We start from the raw sequence: 19048 nt of genomic DNA on the forward strand, positions 1-19048 counted from the left end.
GGGTATGGGAACGCAGACTCATCGACCGTGTCGCCGAGGCCAGCGGGCCTGAAAGGCACTTGACATATACCTTCCCTGAGTTCGTATATGAGAACTCCAATACCTAAATAGGAACTTCTTCGAAGCTACTCTTCACTCTGGCGGGCGTCAATGGGCCGTTTGATCGGTTCGTCAGTCAGGAGGCTGCCAAGCTACCAAGCCCCCTCGAGGAGCTTCGTTAAGTCCTCGCGGCTCGCACGACGGGGCACGCGGGTAATGGCCCAGTCCTCCATTGCATGGTCAACGACAGCGTCCAGCGAGTCCCTGGCAATCCCTACATCGCGCAGCCGGCCCGGTACACCGCGGGACCGGAGGAACTCTTCAGTAGCAGCCACAACCGGTTCCGGGGTGGACTGTCGTGAACCGCCGTGGTTCAGAACGGGAGCCAAGGCAGAGAGACGGGCCCCGACTACTTCGGCATTGAAGCGCATGGTGTGGGGCAGCAGCATAGCCTCGACGACGCCGTTGGCCGTAGACGACCGAGGCCCCATTGTGTGGGACAGGGCTTGCGCGAGGCCCGTGCCGACATAGTCACTCCCCTGTCCAGCGAGGAGGGAAGCATGCATGAGGCGAAGGCGTTGCTGGGGATCAGGAGCGACCGAGGCCTCCGGGAGCCATTCGACGAGAAGTCGCAACGCATGCATAAGAAGGGCATGGGCAAGCGGGTCATCAGTGTCTGACTGCAATCCGTCAATGGACATCGCAAAGGCATTGAGGGCCGAGGACTGAACAAGCGGCGCCGGCGCCGTCGATGCCAGCATCGGATCGAAGAAGACCCCTTGCGCGCGCGCCTTCGGATCGAAGAGGGCGAGTCGCTCGCCCGTGATTGGGTCCCGAACTGCACAACCGGCCTTGGCATAGGCCGTCGTTGGCGTGGTCGGAACGATCCACTGGGGCACTTTCGGTGCGGTCAAGCGCGGACTGACGAGGCGCCCATCCGGGCCCCGTCTTGTGCAGAGCTCCCGGACATCGGCTTGCTCGGCCAACAAAATCGACGCAGCACGGGCTGTGACGATCGCCGACCCTCCCCCGACGACGATGATGGCGTCTGCCCGCGCCTCGCTAAGGAAGGATCGCGCGTTCTCGACGGCCGGCAACGGACTGTGTTCTTGTGCACCTTCGAAGCGACCCACGAGGCGATCGCCGAGTGCCGCTTCCACCTTGGCCAACGCCTCCGGGTATCGAAGCATTGAAGCACTGCAGATGATGGCAGCCCGCTGGGATCCGACGCGCTTCATCTCGCTGGGAAGGGACGTCAGAGCCCCTTCCCCCCAGAACGTACGGAACTCAGGCGTCGCGTGGCGGAAATGCTGTTCGTTCATTCGTTCTTCCCCGATCCTGTCGACCTTGACAGCGTTGAAGTGGTTGCCGTAACGTCCCCATCATACCCATATATGAACTACTGATCGTATATAAGAACTCAAGCGCAAATCAGGCCTCCTTCGGGAAGTTCCGTCCTGGGCGCTTGGACTAAGACCATGAGCAACGGCGCGAAGGGATCCCTCCATGATCGAACGCAACCAGATATTCCTTGACGGAAAGTGGACGGAATCGTCGGGGACGGAAATCCTCGCAGTCATCAACCCGGCGACGGAAGAGCAGCTCGCGACGATTCCCGCAGGAACCCCGGAGGACGTCGACCGGGCTGCACGCGCAGCTGCCGCCGCCTTCCCAACTTGGTCGCAGACATCGACCCAAGAACGCGCTCTGCTCCTTAAGAAGCTGGCGGATGCTCTCGAAGCCCGGGCCGAGGAAATCACCCGCACAATCGTCAGCGAGGTCGGGCAGCCGGCAAAGCAGGCTGCTACTGCCCAGACTTCCACTGCGATCGCGGATCTGAGAATCGCGGCAGAGAGCCTGGACGAGATCGCTTGGGATGAGCGCGTCGGGAACACGATCGTCCACCGCGCGCCGGCCGGCGTCGTCGGGGCCATAACGCCATGGAACGCCCCTCTCAAAATGGTGTGCATGAAAGCGGGGGCTGCTCTGGCCGCCGGCTGCACCGTCGTTCTTAAGGGCACCGAAGTCGCGCCCCTTAGCTCCTTCATCTTCGCCGAAGCCGCAGCCGAAGTGGGCCTCCCCGAGGGCGTATTCAATCTTGTCTCAGGAACGGGCCCGAATGTCGGCGAGGCAATCGCCACCCATCCGCTCATCGACATGGTCTCCCTCACTGGCTCTGTGCGCGCCGGACGGCGCGTCATGCAGCTCGCTGCGGGATCGATCAAGCGTGTTTCTCTGGAATTGGGTGGGAAGTCAGCAAACATCATCCTCCCGGACGCGGACCTGGAGACCGCGATCACCGACGGCATGGAAGACTCATTCCGCAACTCCGGCCAGGTGTGCGGAGGCCTCAGCCGGGTGCTCGTTCCACGGGCCCGGCTCACGGAAGCCGAGGAAATCGCCCGGGCGAAGGCTGACAGCTACATCCTCGGCGACCCGTTCGATCCGGAAACCACTCTGGGACCTGTGACAACTGCAGCACAGCGCGACCGTATCCGCACTTACATCCGGTCGGGGCTCGATGAGGGCATGCGCATGATGACAGGCGGCCCCGAGGCACCGGACGGTCTGCCCCGCGGATACTTCGTACGTCCCACCGTTTTCTCAGGTAACAACCAGAACCGGATTGCACGCGAAGAGATCTTCGGCCCGGTCGTTGTACTCATCCCCTTCGACGGCGACGATGAAGCGATCGAAATTGCAAACGACAGCGACTACGGCCTTGCGGCCGCGATCTGGAGCGGTGACGCCGAACGCGCTAAGAGGGTTGCAAGGCGAGTACGTGCCGGGCGAATTCGCATCAACGGCTCCCCCATCAATCCCAGGGCTCCCCACGGCGGCTTCAAACTCTCCGGCATAGGACGAGAATTCGGCCGATTCGGCATTGAAGAGTTCACCGAATACCAGGCGATCGGCTGATGGCGATGGTCAAGGCACGAATCGCGGATGCGCCTGGCGCAAGATTCACTTCCACGACTATCGAGCGCCGGGCAGTCGGGCCGCACGACGTGCTCATCGACATCCTGTACTGCGGTATATGCCATTCAGACGTCTCCCACGCACGCAGCGAATGGGGACACAATCAATTTCCGATTGTCCCCGGACACGAAATTGCAGGCGTGGTGTCCGCCGTCGGCCAGGAGGTTACGAAATTCTCCGTCGGGGACCGTGCCGGGGTGGGCTGCTTGGTGGACTCTTGCAGGGAATGTAGAAACTGCAAGCTCGGGCATGAAGAGCAGTGTCTCAACGGCAATACGAAGACTTACGGCACGCGGTTGCCGGACGGGTCCTCCACGTACGGGGGATACAGCGAGAAGATCGTCGTGAACGAGGACTTCGTCCTCAGGTTGCCAGAGAATCTCCCGCTTGAGCGAATCGCACCCTTACTATGCGCGGGAGCCACAGTCTACTCGCCGATGGTCCGATGGGGTGCGGGCCCGGGCCGCAGGGTGGGGATCCTTGGATTCGGCGGTCTGGGACATGTTGCAGTCCAGATCTCGAAAGCCCTTGGAGCTCACACGACGGTGTTCGACCTCTCCCTCGATAAGAAGGACGACGGAATCGCCCTCGGCGCGGACGAATACTACGCCGTAACCGATCCGAAGGCGTTCGCCGAGCTCGGTCAAAGCCTTGATCTGATCATCTCGACCGTCCCGGCGAATGTGGATCTCGACGCCTACCTCGGGCTCCTCATGCTCGACGGGGTCTTCGTCAGCATTGGCGTGCCAAGCAAGGCACTGTCTCTGGATGCGTTTTCGATCATTGTCAACCGCAGAGCTTTGGCGGGATCCCGAATCGCCAGCATCCGGGAAACGCAGCAGATGCTCGACTTCTGCAGCGAACACGAGATCGGCGCGGTAGTCGAGGTGATCGACGCCTCCCGCCTCGATGAGGCCTACGACCGCCTCGTCGCCGGCGACGTGAAGTTCCGTTTTGTGCTCGATACCGCTTCGATGGCGAACGGATGACCAGGGGACCTCTCATGGAAAGCAGACAAAAAGTGACCACACCCACGAATGTGTACTTCGTCGACGGAGTGCGGACCCCCTTCGGCCGCGCCGGCGAAAAAGGGATGTACCACAACACCCGCGCCGACGACCTTGCCGCCAAAGCAATTGCCGGACTCATGGCACGAAACCTCGATGTCCCCGCCGAACGCATCGACGAGGTCATCATTGCCGCGACGTCCCAACAGGGAGACCAGGGCCTGACTCTGGGCAGGACGGCCGCGCTTTTGGCTGGACTTCCGGAGTCTGTCCCTGGATTCGCCATCGACCGCATGTGCGCCGGCGCCATGACGTCCGTCACGACCGCCTGCGGGGGAATCGGCATCGGCGCCTACGACTTTGCCCTCGCCGGCGGCGTCGAACACATGGGCCGTCACCCCTTCGGCACCGTCGTCGACCCCAATCCCCGCCTGGCCGGCGAAGGGCTGGTCTCGCCTGAGGCATTGAACATGGGAGCAACCGCTGAGCGGATCCACGACCGTTTCCCCGAACTAACGAAGGAGCGCGCCGACCGTTTCGCAGTGCACAGCCAGCACAAAACGCACGCCGCATATCAAGCAGGCAAGATCCAACCCGATCTCGTGCCGGTCGCCGTTACCGACTCCGACGGAGCTATGTCTTTAGCCGTAGAAGATGAGGGACGGCGACCGGAGACAACCATGGAAGGACTAGCGGGCCTACGGACACCGTTCCGACCTCACGGCAACGTCACGGCCGGAACATCATCTCCCCTCACTGACGGCGCAACCATCAGCCTTCTGGCAGGCAGCAGAGCAGTCGAAGAATTCGGACTCGCCCCCAAGATGCGTCTTGTATCGTTCGCATTCGCCGGCGTCGACCCCGAGATCATGGGAATCGGGCCAATCCCATCGACGGAGAAAGCCCTCCGCAAAGCCGGACTCACTATCGACGACATCGGCCTTTTCGAACTGAACGAAGCATTCGCAATCCAAGTGCTCTCGCTCCTCGACCATTTCAGCATTGAAGACGACGATCCCCGCGTGAATCCGTGGGGCGGCGCCATTGCGATGGGACATCCCCTCGCTGCAACAGGTGTACGGCTCATGACCCAACTGGCCGCTCAGTTCGCAGAACGACCGGACGTGGAGTACGGACTCACCGCGATGTGTGTAGGGCTCGGACAAGGCGGCTCCGTGATCTGGGAGAACCCGCACTACAACGGAAGGCGGAATTGAGCCATGTCCGTGGGCCAGTATGACCAGACAGACTTCTCAGAAATCAACTCCATCAGCGCCGATGAAGTTCCAACCCGAGCGCGCGTCCGAGACATCAGGCTCAACAGCGGCCGAGTGCTTGCCCTCATCACACTCTGCAGCGAGCAGCAGGGCAGGCCGAACACGCTCTGGGCAGCCTCGCTGACGGAACTCAAGCATGTACTCGACGAACTGAAGGGCCGCGCCACCGCAGGGGAGATCCACGCCGTAGGCATCATCGGCAGCGGCCGAGCGTTCTCCGCGGGAGCCGACCTGTCCATGATGCCCGCGATCGCTTCAAGGGACGCCGCGATGCAACTGGCTCAGCTTGGCCATCACGCGCTCGGACGCCTCTCTGATCTAGGCGTGCCCTCATTCGCATTCATCAACGGCACAGCCCTCGGTGGCGGCCTCGAAATTGCCCTCCACACGAGCTATCGCACGGTCCACCCGTCGGCTGTCCTTGGACTGCCAGAGGTGGGGATCGGACTCCTTCCCGGGTGGGGCGGCACATTCCTGCTTCCGAACCTCATTGGAGTTGACGCCGCGATCAAAATCATGGTCAGTGACGCACTCAAGAACCGCGGAACTGTGGCAGCGGCGCAGGCCGTAGAACTAGGCATAGTCGATGCGCCCTTCCCCGCGTCGAACTTCCTTGAGGACTCCCTGAAGTGGGCGGATTCCATTTTGGCAGGGTCTAGCTCGGTCATCCGCGACCAGCAGCCCAACGCCAACGTGCGCGGTACGCCGTGGACCGCAGCGGTTGAGGCCGAACGTTGCCGTCTCGCCAGGAAGGTCGGCATCGTTCCGAAAGCTCCATACGCAGCTCTCGAACTCATTGAAAAGGCCAAAGACGGCGAGCGCAAAGCAGCATTCGAGCGCGAGGATCAGGCGTTCACTGAGCTCATCCTCGGGGAGCAGTTTGAGGCATCCCTCTACGCCTTCAACACAGTGCAAAAGCTCTCGAAGCGCCCTTCAGGCGCTCCCGATTCAGTTTCTGCCCGGAAGGTCACCAAAGTTGGCATCATCGGGGCGGGCCTGATGGCACGCCAATTCGCACTCCTATTCGCCACTAGGCTTCGGGTTCCCGTCCTGATCAGCGACCTCGACGACTTCAAGGTGACCGAGGCAGTTAGCCGAATTCATGACGAGATCGACGGGTTGGAGGCGAAGGGGCGACTCGACCACGACACGGCAAACCGGATCCGAAGCCTTATTTTGGCCTCTACCGATCTAGCTGAGTACGCCGACTGCGACTTCGTCATCGAGGCAGTATTCGAAGAGACAAGCGTCAAGCAGAAGGCCCTGGCATCGATCGAACCGATCATCTCCGCTGAGGCTGTCCTGGCGACAAACACGTCATCCCTCTCAGTCGAGGAGATCGGCACGGCACTGGAGAACCCCGAACGCCTGGTTGGCTTCCACTTCTTCAACCCAGTCGCCGCGATGCCCCTGCTCGAAATCGTCTCGACACCAATGACAAACCAAGAGACCTTGGCTGCTGCTTTCGCCACCGCCAAGGCTCTCGGAAAGACTGCGGTTCTGACAGCCGACGCACCGGGCTTCGTGGTGAACCGGATCCTTGCCAAGGTTATGGGGGAAGCTGCTCACGCCATCGAGCAGGGAACCTCGCTAGAAGCCGTCGAACGCGCCTTTGCCTCATTGTCACTTCCGATGAGTCCAATCGAACTCATCGACCTGGTGGGTTGGAAAGTGGCCGCACATGTGCAGGACACCATGCACGACGCGTTCCCGGATCGATTTTTCGCCTCGGAAAACCTCCATCGGCTGGCCACGATTGACGGCAAGGTGTTGGAGAGGAACGAGAGCGGCCGCGTTGTCGGATGGACCCACGCCGCACAAGAAGTCCTCGAAACCGGTGTAGCCCCCATTGGCATGACGGACCTCCTTCAGCGCATCCAAGACGGTCTCGCCGACGAAGCGAGGATCATGCTTAGCGAGCGAGTCGTATCCAATGTTGAAGATCTCGATTTGTGCCTGATCCTGGGAGCCGGTTGGCCATACATTAACGGAGGCTTGACGCCCTACCTGGATCGAGTCGGCGCGTCGAGCCGCTCATTCGGCGCCGCATTTCACGAAGGGAAACACGTTGCCGCCCCAATCTCGTGACCCAGACGGCAAAGCACAAACTATGTCCAGGATGAGGAAGAATCAGCGATGAATGCGTTAGCAGGCCTGAAGGTCATTGACCTCGGCCAGTTCTACATGGCCCCGTATTGCACGATGCTCCTGGCGCGGCTCGGGGCGGACGTGATCAAGATTGAGTCCCCCCAGGGCGACCCCTACCGACGACTTCCCACGGTGGACGAACAGGGAAATCCGCTCCAGTTCAACTTTCTGAACTCAGGCAAGCGAACAATGCGCCTCGATCTCAAGCGCGATGAGGGCCAGGAGATCATGCGCGAGCTCGCCCGCTGGGCCGACGTACTTGTGCAAAACCTCTCGCCAGGAGCGATGGACCGGTTCGGCTTGGGCTATGAAGACCTGCGGAAAATCAACCCTAGGCTCATCATGGCTTCAGGCACCGGATTCGGATCGTTCGGCCCCTACGCCGGTGAACCCGCGATGGACCTCACGGTCCAAGCAAGGACGGCCGTCATGAGCACGACGGGATTTCCGGACGGATCTCCAGTCCGAACAGGACCGTCAGTCGTCGATTTCATGGGTGGGACCCACCTTGTTGCGGGCGTGTTAGCTGCCTTGGTGCAGCGCGGGCAGACCGGACGCGGCCAACATGTTGAGGTCTCTCTCCAGGACGCGATTCTCCCCTCCCTCACGTCAAACATCGCCGGGTTCCTCAGTTCGGGTGGAACCATCCCTGAACGCACCGGTAACCGTCACGGCGGAGGAGCCGTCACCCCTTACAACGCCTATCCGGCCCAAGATGGCTGGATCACAGTCCTCTGTCCTACGGACGCCCACTGGAGGCGGCTGCGCGAACTCATCGCAGATCCTTCCGCAGAAGATCCGAGGTTCGACGATATGCATGGCCGGTGCCTACACCACGAAGACGTCGATGCCATCGTCAAACGATGGACCAGTCTGCACACGAAGTCCGAGCTCGAAGTCTGGCTGAAGGACGCAAAGATTCCATGCGCCGCCGTCGTGACCCTTCCCGAACTACTCGAGGACCCTCACGTTCGAGAGCGTCGAGTCGTCAGAACTGTGACGGACGACCTTGGTGACTTCATGACGCTCGGGAGTCCCTTGTTTCTGTCCGAATCACCGACGGTCGAGCCTACGCGCGCAGGCGGGCTCGGGCAGCACACTGACCAGATCCTCAGCGACGACCTTGGCCTGTCGCCTCACGAGATTGCGGACCTTCACAGCGCAGGAGTGATCTGAGCGGTGTTCCGGTTACCGCATCGGGGCGTGTCGACCTAGCGTGTCTCCACACAGGCGTCCCGGTGACCGGCGCAAGGTCAGCGTCGGCGCGATCGGACCAACTCGAACTCCCGGGCTACGACGTATGGCTCCCCTTCAAGTGGCATGTTGTCCGTGTCGAGGACGCCGTCGAGCGAGCCGATTGGATCGGGCCGTAGTGCTGCGAAGAGCGGATCAAGATCCTCTTGCGCCCAGCCGCGTTCGGCGACGAGCTCAAGTGTCTTGCGATCGGCCACATCCGAGGTCAGGCTCGCGACGAGCACCTCTGCTATCTGCAGGCGCGAGACGACGCCGTCGGAGGGGCTGCTCGCCCACCGGCGATCGCCCTGGAGCATCACCAGGCGACGCTGATCGGGCTCGTTGTAGTCGAACCATCCGGGTCGCACAATTGTGTACGGCAGTCCGCTAGCGCGCACGAGCCGCTCGCCGCGGCGCTTCCAGTCGTGCCCGGGGGTATGCTTCGTCACTCCGATGGCCGTCATGAGCGCGATCCGTGCTTTCCGCCCACCGAGGGCCTCGAGGATGATCCGCACGGCACCGTAGTCGACACGTTCCGCCTCGGCGGCGCCTCCGTGGGAGCCATGTGTGAAGACGATCCCGTCGACGCCGTCGACCGCCGGCGCGAGAGTCTGGGCGCGGGCCAAGTCGCCCACGATGGCCTCGGTCGCCTCAGGGAGCGAGGCGCCCCTGCCTGCGTCTCTGACCAGTGCGCGGGTGCGGTGGCCACGTCGAAGTGACTCGGCCACCGCGTATCGGCCGATGCTGCCGGTCGCTCCGACGACCAACACTGTGAACTCGCTCATGTTCTCCTTCTGGATTCTATTTCTAGCCTCAGCCGCGGCTGACCTCGCGCAGCACGCCGATGGCGCCCACCCCGCAAGGCCATCCGGCATAGAACGCGAGTTGGGTTATGGCCTCGACGAGTTCTTCCTCGGTGAGTCCGTTATCGAGTGCGCGACCCAGATGTGACTTCAGCTGATCGGTGCGGTAAAGCGCCACGAGCGCCGCAACTGTCACGAGGCTGCGGTCCCTCGGCGACAGACCGGGACGCTCCCAGACGTCGCCGAACAGCACTTCGTCCGTCAGCTCCGCCAACTTGGGGGCTAGATCTCCCATTAGCTGCTGTGCCCTGCTCTGCTTGTCGGTCATGATTTCTCCCTAACGCTTCCTTCTCGATGTCGTTCGCTTCGTCGAGGCGCCGCTTCTGCCCCGGTATCCATGAATCCGAGGCTACGTCGGTCCCACCGCGTCAGGGAGTTACTGTCAGTACACCCTTCGCCAGTGAACCCCACGAAAGAATTCCTCCACCCGTTGAGGCCCGTTCCTCTGTAGGCGGGGCGTGGACTAGCCATCCGCAAGGCGTGCCTACTTATGGGAGTCGTACAGCCAAAAGATTGACAAAGTTTTTTCAACTTTTGCTTGCTCATCGACAGAAGTCGTCGTAGGTTGTTCGTTAGGAAGATCGCGCATCCCAGAACGGAGCCTAAGACTCCAAGACGGCACGGGCTTCGAAAGGCTGCTCAAGAGCGAGACGGTGGACTGTTCCGGCACCGCTCATCCAGATGGGAGCTTGGGCGACTACATCCGTTCCCCAGCGGAACCGTCGGCCACCCCGCGGACTTGCCGGTCGACGTCGTCGTTGTCTCCACCCAGCGGCTGGGCTGCGCCGCTCAACACGTGGCCCCTTTGGTGGCCAGGAACCCTCAACGTCATCAAGCTTGTCACGCGATTCCAAGCGGATCGTTTTTTGCATACCCAAACCAAGGATTCCCAATGACTGACACCACATCATCTCGGCTCAGCGAACTGCGGCAGCACGAAGACGAATTGGTCTTCGAACGGTTTGACCACCACGACGCCTGGCGTCTGGGATCGCTCATGGCCGTCCGGGCAATTGCGGAGGGGCATGCCGTCGCGATTGATATCCGTCGGCACAACCTCGACGACCACCAGTTTGTCGTTGAAGGCATCCGGGCTTTCCTGAAAGAAGGTGCCTTCAATGACTGACGAACCGATCCGTTGGGGAATTCTCGGTACGGGATTCATCGCAGGCATTCAAACGCAGGACTTGGTCGAGAACGGTTTCACTGTCCAGGCCGTAGGATCCCGCACGATGGAATCGAGCCGGTCGTTCAGCGACAAGTTCAATATTCCCACCGCCCATGAAAGCTACGAGGCACTGGTCGCGGACCCGAAGGTCGATGTTGTCTACGTTGCCACGCCGCACACGTTTCATCACGCTCACGCCCTCCTCGCCTTGAACGCTGGAAAGCACGTGCTGGTCGAGAAACCCTTCACTATCAACGCCCGGCAAGCCCAGGACATTGTGGCGTTGGCGGAAGCCAAGGGACTCGTGGTTTTGGAGGCCATGTGGAGCCGTTTCCTCCCTCATATGGTCCGGCTCCGCGAAATCATCAAGGAGGGCACCCTCGGCGAGGTCCGGAAGGTTGTTGCCAGCCACAACCAGAACCTGCCGAAGGATCCGGCCCACCGGCTAAACGATCCGGCGCTGGGTGGCGGAGCGCTGCTGGATCTCGGAATTTACCCTGTCTCCTTCGCCTTTGACGTCTTTGGCGCTCCTGAAGGCATCAAGGCAAGTGCCTCAATGACAGCAACAGGCGTGGACCGACAGACCGCCGTGATCTTTGAATACGAACAGGGACAACAGGCCCTGGTGGACTGCGCATTGGACATCGCCGGAGCCAACCGAGCCGCCATCATAGGGACTAAAGGATGGATCGACATAGATTCCGTATGGTACACAGCTACGACCTTCACCCGATACGACGCCGACGGAAACCTCGCCGAAAGGTTCGACCAATCGGTGAACAGCAGGGGAATGCAATTCCAGGCGCGCGAGATGGAGCGTTTGATCAGGGACGGCGCTTTGGCCGGCACCGTCCTTCCACCGAGTGAGAGCGTCTCCGTCATGGCCGCGATGGACGAGATCCGCCGACAGATCGGTCTCAGTTACAGCGTCGACGCAGCGTAATCGCGGCACCGCCAAGCTGCACCGCCCTCCAAAGCATTTCCCCAAGACTAGGCAAAGGTTTTTACAAGTTGAGAAGCAAGAAGAGTAGGAACCCCGTACCGACAAGCACTAAAGAAGCCGCCTCGCCGTGGGCGCCCTTCCGCCACCGGGCCTTCCTATGGCTCTGGCTCGGTGTGGTTGCCGCCAGCATCGGTTCCTGGGGGCAGACAGTCGGGGCCCAATGGCTCTTCGTGACTGATCCGAACGCGTCAGCGATAGTACCGCTTGTACAAACAGCCAATCAATTGCCGGTGATGCTCCTCGCGCTGCCTGCGGGCGTGCTCGCCGATGCATTTGACCGCAGGTGGCTCCTGTTCGGCATCCAGACGTATTTCGTCATTGTCGCATCCTCGCTGGCCATCCTGACAGCACTCGGGATGATGCCGCCGGCACTGCTGCTCACCTTCACGTTTGCGGTGGGCTGTGGTGCCGCGATGTTGCAGCCGGTCTGGCAGTCCCTGATAGCCGAAATCGTCCCACGTGATAAATTGGCCGCCGCCACCCGGCTCGACATGGTCAGCGTCAACGTCTCGCGCGCGGCTGGCCCCGCGCTGGCCGGGTTGGTCATCGCCCACCTCGGGGTTCCGCCCGTCTTCGTCATCAACGCCGCTGCGGGCTGCACCCTAGCCATCGTGCTGCTCGCATGGCGTCGGCCTCGGGTCGCCCGCGGCGAGCGAGAGCGATTCCTCCCCGCACTTCGGGCCGGCGCACGTTACGTGCGGCATGAACCCGTAATTCGCCGGATCCTACTGCGCTTTGCCATTTTCGTTTCACCCGCCTGCGCAGTCTGGGCCCTTCTGCCGCTCATCGCAAACCGCCAGCTCGGCGTCGGGCCGGACGGTTATGGACTGCTGTTCGCATCCATGGGTGTTGGCGCGCTCATCGCCGCGTTCAACCTTGGCAAAGTCAAGCAATACCTTTCGTCGAATGCGGTGCTGGTCCTGGCCGCGGTCGCCTACGCCCTGACGTTCGGTGCTCTCGCTTTTGCCACGAGTATTTGGCTGGCAGTGCCGCTGCTGGTTGTGTGCGGATTCGGCTGGACAGCCACCGTCGCCACCACAAACTCCGAACTCCAACTCTTCCTGCCTGGATGGGTACGCGCCCGCGGCATTGCCATCTACGTCATGGTGTTCCTGGGAACGCAGGCCCTCTCCGCGGCCATCTGGGGGCTCGTAACCCAGTACTTCGGCCTACAATTTTCCGTCTTGGCAGCAGCGGCGCTCGTGGCCTGTAGCGCGTTTACCGGTCGCCTCCTTGCTGTGCAAGAGGCCCAGCACATGGACCGCTCCCCGCTCTCGTACTGGAGGACGCCCGAAGTGACCGTGGAGCCCGACCCGGCCGCAGGACCGGTCCTCATCTCCGTCGAGTACGAAGTCGCCGACGACGAGGAGACAGCCTTCTTGCTCGCCCTACAGGAACTGCGCCGCTCGCGGTTGCGCAGCGGCGCCTCACGCTGGGACCTCTATAGGGTCGGAGAGTCCCCGAACATCTTCCTTGAGCAGTTTGAAGTTCCCACCTGGCGGGAGCACCAGCGCCAGCACGAGGGCCGGCTCACGGCCCAGGACAAAGCAATCGAGGACGCGGCCTTCGCGCACGTTATTGGAACCCCGCGCACCCAGCATTTGTTGCCGCCATCGACACCGCGGTTGGCAATGAGCGTCGGCTCTGATCCCGATTTGCTCGCCTTGCCCGAGGCCACTATCTAAGATCCCGTCCCCTTCTCGGATTCCTTCGCGGTCCGGGTCTACATCAATAAGGAGGACTCGCCAGACGATAGAGTCAACGGGGCTCTGGCATGCGCGAACCGGCAAGAGTAGCGTCGACACGAGAAATTGGTAGCGACGGCAGCAGCCTTTTAGATGGGGCCGAGGCATGCCGGTGTTGACTTGAGGGGGCCGGATGGCCGGATGGAATGCCGACACGGCGGCGGGCCCCCTTGGCGCCGGAACGGTTACCTTGGTAGAAGGATCGTCCTTCTGCATCTCGCTGCCGAATGGCGACATCCATTCCGAACATCCCCACGGACTTTTCGTCCAAGACACGCGCATCCTCTCCGTTGGAGCCTCACAGTAAACGGTCAGCCTCTCGAACCCCTGGCGGCCGAGACCAAGGCGCCGTACCGGGCACTATTTGCCGGGCGAGTTACACGCTCGGACGGGTATGCGGACAGCCCACTGATCGTAGAGCGGCTCCGCGAAGTGAGCAGCGGCATTCAGGAGGAGGTCACCGTCAGGAACTACTCCCCGGAGCCGGCCGAATGCTTGATCTCCCTAAAGATTGAGGCGGACTTCGCCGACCTTTTCGAGGTGAAAGAGGCACGGATCCAACGGCACTGGGACGAAACCCGCCAACCAGACGGGGACACACTGAGCATCCGGGCAGTCTGGCAGGACATCAGTAAGGGCATGGTTGTCCGGGCGCCGGGGGCAGACATCACGCCGGAATACCTGAACTACAAGGCGGCAATCCCGCCGCACGGCCACTGGAGCACCGTACTGACCGTCGTCCCCGGCATCGAATTAGCCAATCCCGCCCATCCCTTCGGACATCCTGAGGGAGACGGATTGTCCCCCCAGGACCGGCGTCGCCACGAGTGGGTGGCCAGGATTCCGATGCTACGGATGGGAAACAGGTCCATCGAACGGACTTTGCGGCGCAGCTACGACGACCTTGGCGCCCTTCGCATCGAAGATCCAAACCATCCGGACCGCGTCGTGGTGGCCGCAGGGGCGCCCTGGTTTATGACGCTGTTCGGACGGGACTCGCTGTGGGCCTCGCAGATGGCACTGCCGGTGGATCCCTCGCTTGCCCTCGGTACGCTGCAGACCCTCGCAGACCTCCAGGGCACTGTGGTGGATCCGATGAGCGAGGAGGAGCCAGGCAAGATCCTGCACGAGGTCAGGCTCGATGTCTCCAGCGGGCTCGCTTTGGGCGGGAAGTCCGCTTACTACGGCAGTGTCGATGCCACCCCGCTCTTCGTGGACGTCCTGGGGGCTGTCAGCCGCTGGGGATTCGCCAAGGACACCATCGCCGCGCTGCTCCCCCACGCAGACCGCGCGCTGGAATGGATCCGGGACTACGGAGACAAGGACCGCGACGGGTTCGTCGAGTATGAGCGCCTCAACCCACGAGGGCTGATCAACCAAGGGTGGAAAGACTCGTGGGACGGGATCAACTTCGCTGACGGCCGGCTGGCTGAAGCGCCGATCGCTCTCTGCGAGGTGCAGGCCTATGTCTACGCCGCGTACTTGGCACGGGCCTGGATGGCGTACGACGCCGGTGACGCGACCTTGGCAGACGAGCTCACCGATCGCGCGGCGCAATTGAAGAAACGGTTCAACGAACAGTTCTGGATTCCGGAGCGCGGGTACTACGCCATCGCCCTCGATGGCAGGAAGCGTCAGGTCGACGCGTGTGCTTCCAACATGGGCCACTGCCTGTGGCTCGGCCTCATCGACCAGGACAGGGTCCCGCAGGTGGCCGAGCGCCTGATGTCCCCCGAGATGTTCAGCGGCTGGGGCGTGCGGACCCTGGCAAGCGACATGGGCGCCTACAATCCCGCGAGCTACCACAATGGATCAGTCTGGCCGCACGACAATGCCATTATCGTAGCTGGGCTGTTGCGCTACGGCTTCGTGGCGGAAGCCCAGATGATCTCCACGGCCCTGCTTGAAGCAGCCGAGTACTCAGATGGCAGGCTGCCTGAGCTGTTCTGCGGGTTCAGCCGGGACCAGTTTGCCGCACCCGTCCCGTATCCGACCGCATGCTCGCCCCAGGCCTGGGCGGCGACCACACCCATCCACCTTGTCACCAGCCTGATGCGGTATGACGCCCATGTTTCCCGCGGCGGACTATGGATGGATCCAGTCCTCCCGGAGTCCTATGGTGATCTGCACATCACCAATGCACCCATGGCCGGCGGCCGGATAACAATCGACATCGCCAAGTCGGTCGCGTCGGTCCAGGGACTGCCCGAAGGAATGGTGTTCCACCGTGGACACCGGCCATGGTTTACGGAACTCGTGGAACAGGCCAGTCGGCGCCGAAGGGCTTAGCAGACGGGACCCTAAGAGGAACCGACGTACAAGGCGAACAATGAATCCGGAGACGGGCGCGTCCTGCCCAATAGAACACCTCGCTGGCGGCTGGCCCTGCATCCTCGGGTTACCGCAACGCGTAGACCTCAACCGGTGTCAGCTGCCCCCGTCCCCAACGCCACACTTACAGGTTGTCGATTGCCTCAACCAACAGCTTGGTGAGTTCATCCGGATGGGTGAGCATCGGCTCGTGACATGCGTCGATCGTCCGGTGATGGAAGCGCAGGTCCGACTCGGCACGCGCTCGCTGACGGGCTCCTTCGATGGCCGGGAGCCTGCTCGGATTGCACTCGATCATCGTTCCCGGGTGCGACCAGGCCCGGTCCGTTGGCCCAATCTTGTCCATATATGTCTTGATCGGCTGGGGAGTCGTCTTGGAGTTGACCCACGCGATCTGCTCGACGTCAGTCAGGCCCCACCAGCTCGCATCGGACGTCGGCACGTACCAACCCTCCCCATCCCGGTCCGCCATCCTCGTCATCTCCGCGGCCCGCCTGTCTCCGATGAGGTCGAAGATCGACTCGCCCTGCTGCGGGAGGTGTGCGTCCACCCAGACGACGCTGCGAACCCGGTCGAACACGTGTTGCATTGCGCCTGCCACGGGCATGCCACCGTAACTGTGCGCGACCAGAACGACGTCACTCAGGTCCTCTTACTCAAAGACTCCAACAAGATCATTGATGTGAGTTTCGAGACCGATGTCCGCGCACAGAAGATGCGCCCGCTCACCGAGGCCGGTGAGGGTCGGCGTGTACGTCGAGTAGCCGAGGGCGCTAAGGCGCGACGCGACTTCACGCCAGGCCCAGCCACCGTGTCTCCCGCCGTGGACCAGTACGAAGCTGGATTTTTGCTTGCTGACCATGACTCTCCTCAGCGAAAGTTGGTGGCCGACCCGGCATGTTGCGAATCTTTGCCATTCCGTTCGAAACTACGAACGCTTGATCGTATGTAGGAACGTTATGTTACTCTTGTCACACTGGTCAAGGCCCGGGTGAGGTTCTCAATGAGCACTGCCCGGACAGATCCCCGTTCGCGCCCACGCTGGCGCCGGACCTTTGAAAGGACTGGCGGAATGGACGTTTCGCTCACTCAAACACTGGCGACGTATGCCGCATCGACATCGATCGACAAGGTCCCCGAACAAGTCCGAGACCGGGCCAAGCAGATCATTCTCGATGAGATGGCGAGCGCCTACCTCGGCCATCGGCGGCCGGCCGGAGCGCTGGGTGCGAAGTACGCCGCCCGGTACGCCGGGAAGCCCGAGGCGTTGATCCTCGGGAGCGATCTGCGTGTTCCAGCGCCATTTGCAGCGCTGGCCAACGGCACCGCGGGCCACGCAGACGAAATCGACGGAGCGCACGTCGTCGGCGGACATCCCGGAGCCACGCTCGTGCACGCGACCGTCGCGATTTCCGAGGCTCAGCACTCCACCGGGGCGGAGCTGCTCAACGCAGTGATCCTGGCCTATGACATGGGTACCCGCTTCATCGAGGCCTGCGGCGGGTTGTTCGGGATGAAGAATCGCCTCCATCTCCACTCCGATTCGCTCCACGCCTTCGCCGCGGCCTTGGCCTGCGGAAGATTGCTGGGCCTCGACGAGGGCCGCCTTCGCCACGCCCTGGCCTTGGCCACTTTCCAAGCCAATGGGGTCTGTTCCCTGTTCAGCGAGCGACGACACATTAGCAAGGCGTTCTGCAACGGACAGTACGCCTTCGCGGGAGTGAGCGCGGCTCTGATGGCGGCGGACGGACTCGAGGGTTCAGACGACGTTCTGGGTCACGAGCACGGTGTCCTTGATGCGTGGGGCGTCGAGGGAGGATCCGCGGCGCTTACCCGCGGTCTCGGTGAGAGCTACGCAGTCATGGGCGCCAACTTCAAGTACGTGCGCGCCGGCTACCCGATTCACGCCGCTGTCGAGGCGGCGATGGATGTCGTTGCCCGGCACGGCGTCGCGCTCGAGTCAATTCAAACCGTGACGGTCGGCATGCCGGAGCACGCTTTGCGAGTCGTCGACAACCGAGCTATGCACAACATTTGCCTCCAGGACATGCTCACCACCGCTCTCCTCGAGGGAGGGCTCGACCTCGGGAGATCTCATTTCCCCGAAATCCTCGCCGTCCCGGAGTTCGGGCCCTTGCGGGAACGGGTTTCTCTTGTCGTGGATGCCGACCTCGACGGTCGACAACCCAACGGGCGGGGGGCCCGCGTCACGGTAGTCACCACCGGAGGCGAATCACTTTCCAGCCTCGTCGAAGCGCCTCGAGGGCACAGCTCCCGCGGCGGAGCCACCTGGCCGGAACTCGCGGTCAAGTGGGAGCAGGCGCTACCCGGCGCCGACGTACGCAGGATGCTGGCCCTCGCTCAGCGCCTCGACGATCTCGACGACGTGCGCGAACTCACCGAAGCGTTCCAGCAGACCGGATGAGCGCCTGTGTGGTGTTCTACGAAGCAATGATCCCTGAACATGCGCTTGTCGAGGGTGGTCGACTCCATCGCCTCCCGGGGCACGCCTTGTTCGACCAACAAGCACACACGAGAACCAATACTGGCGCCGCTTAGAGGATCATTTGATCAGGAAACAGACCTACGTGCTCTACGGCTACATCCGGCACGTCGCACGGGCACAACAATTCTCAGTCCTCGGAAGATACTTCCGCATCGGCTATTCCTAGCATCCGGCCTGTCGGGTGTTACAGCGGTGCTTTGATCTGGTTCTTCAGCACCTTTTGAAGTTTTGGCAACAAGGGCTGCCGCAGGGGCCCTAACCCCAGCAGCTCATACAGAAGCGCGAACGAAAGAGCCTCTCCCTCAGAATCAGAACGACCACTCTTTGCTCGAAAATAGACTACTCGCGGCATCCGTGCTCTCTGTGGTAGCTCGCTGCGGCATAACTTGGCTACCCAACAGGCGAAGGCACAGTGCTCCTCTTGACCTCACCATCAGTTGACCCGTGGCGCTTCGTTCGGTGACTTGGTCGCGTGTCCTCACCAATAAACCCAGCAACCTCAAGATAAGGGCTGGCCGGATACCGCTGTCTCCATTGCCCGAGCGAACTCCCCCAACCTCGCAGTCCGCTGCGGTTGCAATGCCAGCCGGTCAGCGAGCGGAAGTTGACGCCCCGCCGCTGAGGCCTGGTTGCGAACCTCGTCAGAGGATCCGCTAATGGAAACACCGAGGGTCCCCGCCCCAGACGGGCGACCGAAGAGCACGTAGCTCTCGATGCGCAGCCGCGATGAAGGCGTGCAGTCCTCAAAG

Annotated in this window: 14 protein-coding genes and 1 pseudogene; 10 read left to right on the forward strand and 5 right to left on the reverse strand. The window is 62.0% G+C overall.

The window, feature by feature from the left end:
* Positions 1-191 precede the first annotated feature (191 nt).
* Complete coding sequence (locus tag AC3ANQ_RS13325; RefSeq protein ID WP_488301493.1) at positions 192-1361, reverse strand: iron-containing alcohol dehydrogenase family protein; 1170 nt, start codon at positions 1359-1361, stop codon at positions 192-194.
* Positions 1362-1545: 184 nt separating this feature from the next.
* Here AC3ANQ_RS13325 and AC3ANQ_RS13330 point away from each other — a divergent pair, with 184 nt between their 5' ends.
* Genes AC3ANQ_RS13330 through AC3ANQ_RS13350 form a run of 5 tightly spaced genes read left to right on the forward strand, consistent with a single transcriptional unit; the run spans position 1546 to position 8626 of the window.
* The gene (locus AC3ANQ_RS13330) at positions 1546-2958 is read left to right on the forward strand and encodes an aldehyde dehydrogenase family protein (protein ID WP_488301494.1); all 1413 of its coding nucleotides are present in this window, start codon (positions 1546-1548) and stop codon (positions 2956-2958) included.
* Entirely contained in the window at positions 2958-4007 is a 1050-nt protein-coding gene (locus AC3ANQ_RS13335) for an NAD(P)-dependent alcohol dehydrogenase (RefSeq protein ID WP_488301495.1), read from the forward strand. Before AC3ANQ_RS13330 ends, AC3ANQ_RS13335 begins: the two co-directional genes overlap by 1 nt.
* A gap of 14 nt (positions 4008-4021) precedes the next feature.
* Positions 4022-5242: a thiolase family protein gene (locus AC3ANQ_RS13340; protein WP_488301496.1), complete on the forward strand. Its 1221-nt coding sequence runs from the start codon at positions 4022-4024 to the stop codon at positions 5240-5242.
* A 3-nt stretch (positions 5243-5245) separates the two neighbouring features.
* A complete protein-coding gene (locus AC3ANQ_RS13345) occupies positions 5246-7390 on the forward strand; it encodes a 3-hydroxyacyl-CoA dehydrogenase NAD-binding domain-containing protein (RefSeq protein ID WP_488301497.1) in 2145 nt (714 codons plus the stop codon).
* 48 nt (positions 7391-7438) lie between these two features.
* Positions 7439-8626 (forward strand): CaiB/BaiF CoA transferase family protein, encoded by a 1188-nt coding sequence (locus tag AC3ANQ_RS13350; RefSeq protein ID WP_488301498.1) that lies wholly within the window; start codon positions 7439-7441, stop codon positions 8624-8626.
* A gap of 77 nt (positions 8627-8703) precedes the next feature.
* Here the strand turns inward: AC3ANQ_RS13350 and AC3ANQ_RS13355 are convergent, their stop codons facing one another.
* A complete protein-coding gene (locus AC3ANQ_RS13355) occupies positions 8704-9468 on the reverse strand; it encodes an SDR family oxidoreductase (protein WP_488301499.1) in 765 nt (254 codons plus the stop codon).
* 28 nt (positions 9469-9496) lie between these two features.
* Positions 9497-9814 (reverse strand): carboxymuconolactone decarboxylase family protein, encoded by a 318-nt coding sequence (locus tag AC3ANQ_RS13360; RefSeq protein WP_488301500.1) that lies wholly within the window; start codon positions 9812-9814, stop codon positions 9497-9499.
* Positions 9815-10438: 624 nt separating this feature from the next.
* Here AC3ANQ_RS13360 and AC3ANQ_RS13365 point away from each other — a divergent pair.
* The 4 genes and pseudogenes from AC3ANQ_RS13365 (at position 10439) to AC3ANQ_RS13380 (ending at position 15751) form a co-directional block, all read left to right on the forward strand.
* Positions 10439-10672 carry a hypothetical protein gene (locus AC3ANQ_RS13365; RefSeq protein ID WP_488301501.1) on the forward strand — a complete coding sequence of 78 codons (234 nt, stop codon included), beginning with the start codon at positions 10439-10441 and terminating at the stop codon, positions 10670-10672.
* Complete coding sequence (locus AC3ANQ_RS13370) at positions 10665-11657, forward strand: Gfo/Idh/MocA family protein (protein ID WP_488301502.1); 993 nt, start codon at positions 10665-10667, stop codon at positions 11655-11657. Before AC3ANQ_RS13365 ends, AC3ANQ_RS13370 begins: the two co-directional genes overlap by 8 nt.
* A gap of 68 nt (positions 11658-11725) precedes the next feature.
* Positions 11726-13402 (forward strand): MFS transporter, encoded by a 1677-nt coding sequence (locus tag AC3ANQ_RS13375; protein WP_488301503.1) that lies wholly within the window; start codon positions 11726-11728, stop codon positions 13400-13402.
* A gap of 193 nt (positions 13403-13595) precedes the next feature.
* Positions 13596-15751 (forward strand): annotated as a pseudogene (locus tag AC3ANQ_RS13380) (amylo-alpha-1,6-glucosidase).
* Positions 15752-15917: 166 nt separating this feature from the next.
* Here AC3ANQ_RS13380 and AC3ANQ_RS13385 read toward each other — a convergent pair.
* Both AC3ANQ_RS13385 and AC3ANQ_RS13390 read right to left on the reverse strand, forming a co-directional pair.
* Complete coding sequence (locus AC3ANQ_RS13385) at positions 15918-16439, reverse strand: alpha/beta fold hydrolase (protein WP_488305325.1); 522 nt, start codon at positions 16437-16439, stop codon at positions 15918-15920.
* Positions 16440-16445: 6 nt separating this feature from the next.
* The gene (locus AC3ANQ_RS13390; RefSeq protein WP_488301504.1) at positions 16446-16655 is read right to left on the reverse strand and encodes a hypothetical protein; all 210 of its coding nucleotides are present in this window, start codon (positions 16653-16655) and stop codon (positions 16446-16448) included.
* A gap of 210 nt (positions 16656-16865) precedes the next feature.
* Here AC3ANQ_RS13390 and AC3ANQ_RS13395 point away from each other — a divergent pair, with 210 nt between their 5' ends.
* Positions 16866-18218, forward strand: coding sequence for an MmgE/PrpD family protein (locus tag AC3ANQ_RS13395; RefSeq protein WP_488301505.1), 1353 nt, complete (start codon positions 16866-16868; stop codon positions 18216-18218).
* Positions 18219-19048: the final 830 nt, after the last annotated feature.

Source organism: Arthrobacter sp. DMZ02-1R (assembly GCF_057747935.1).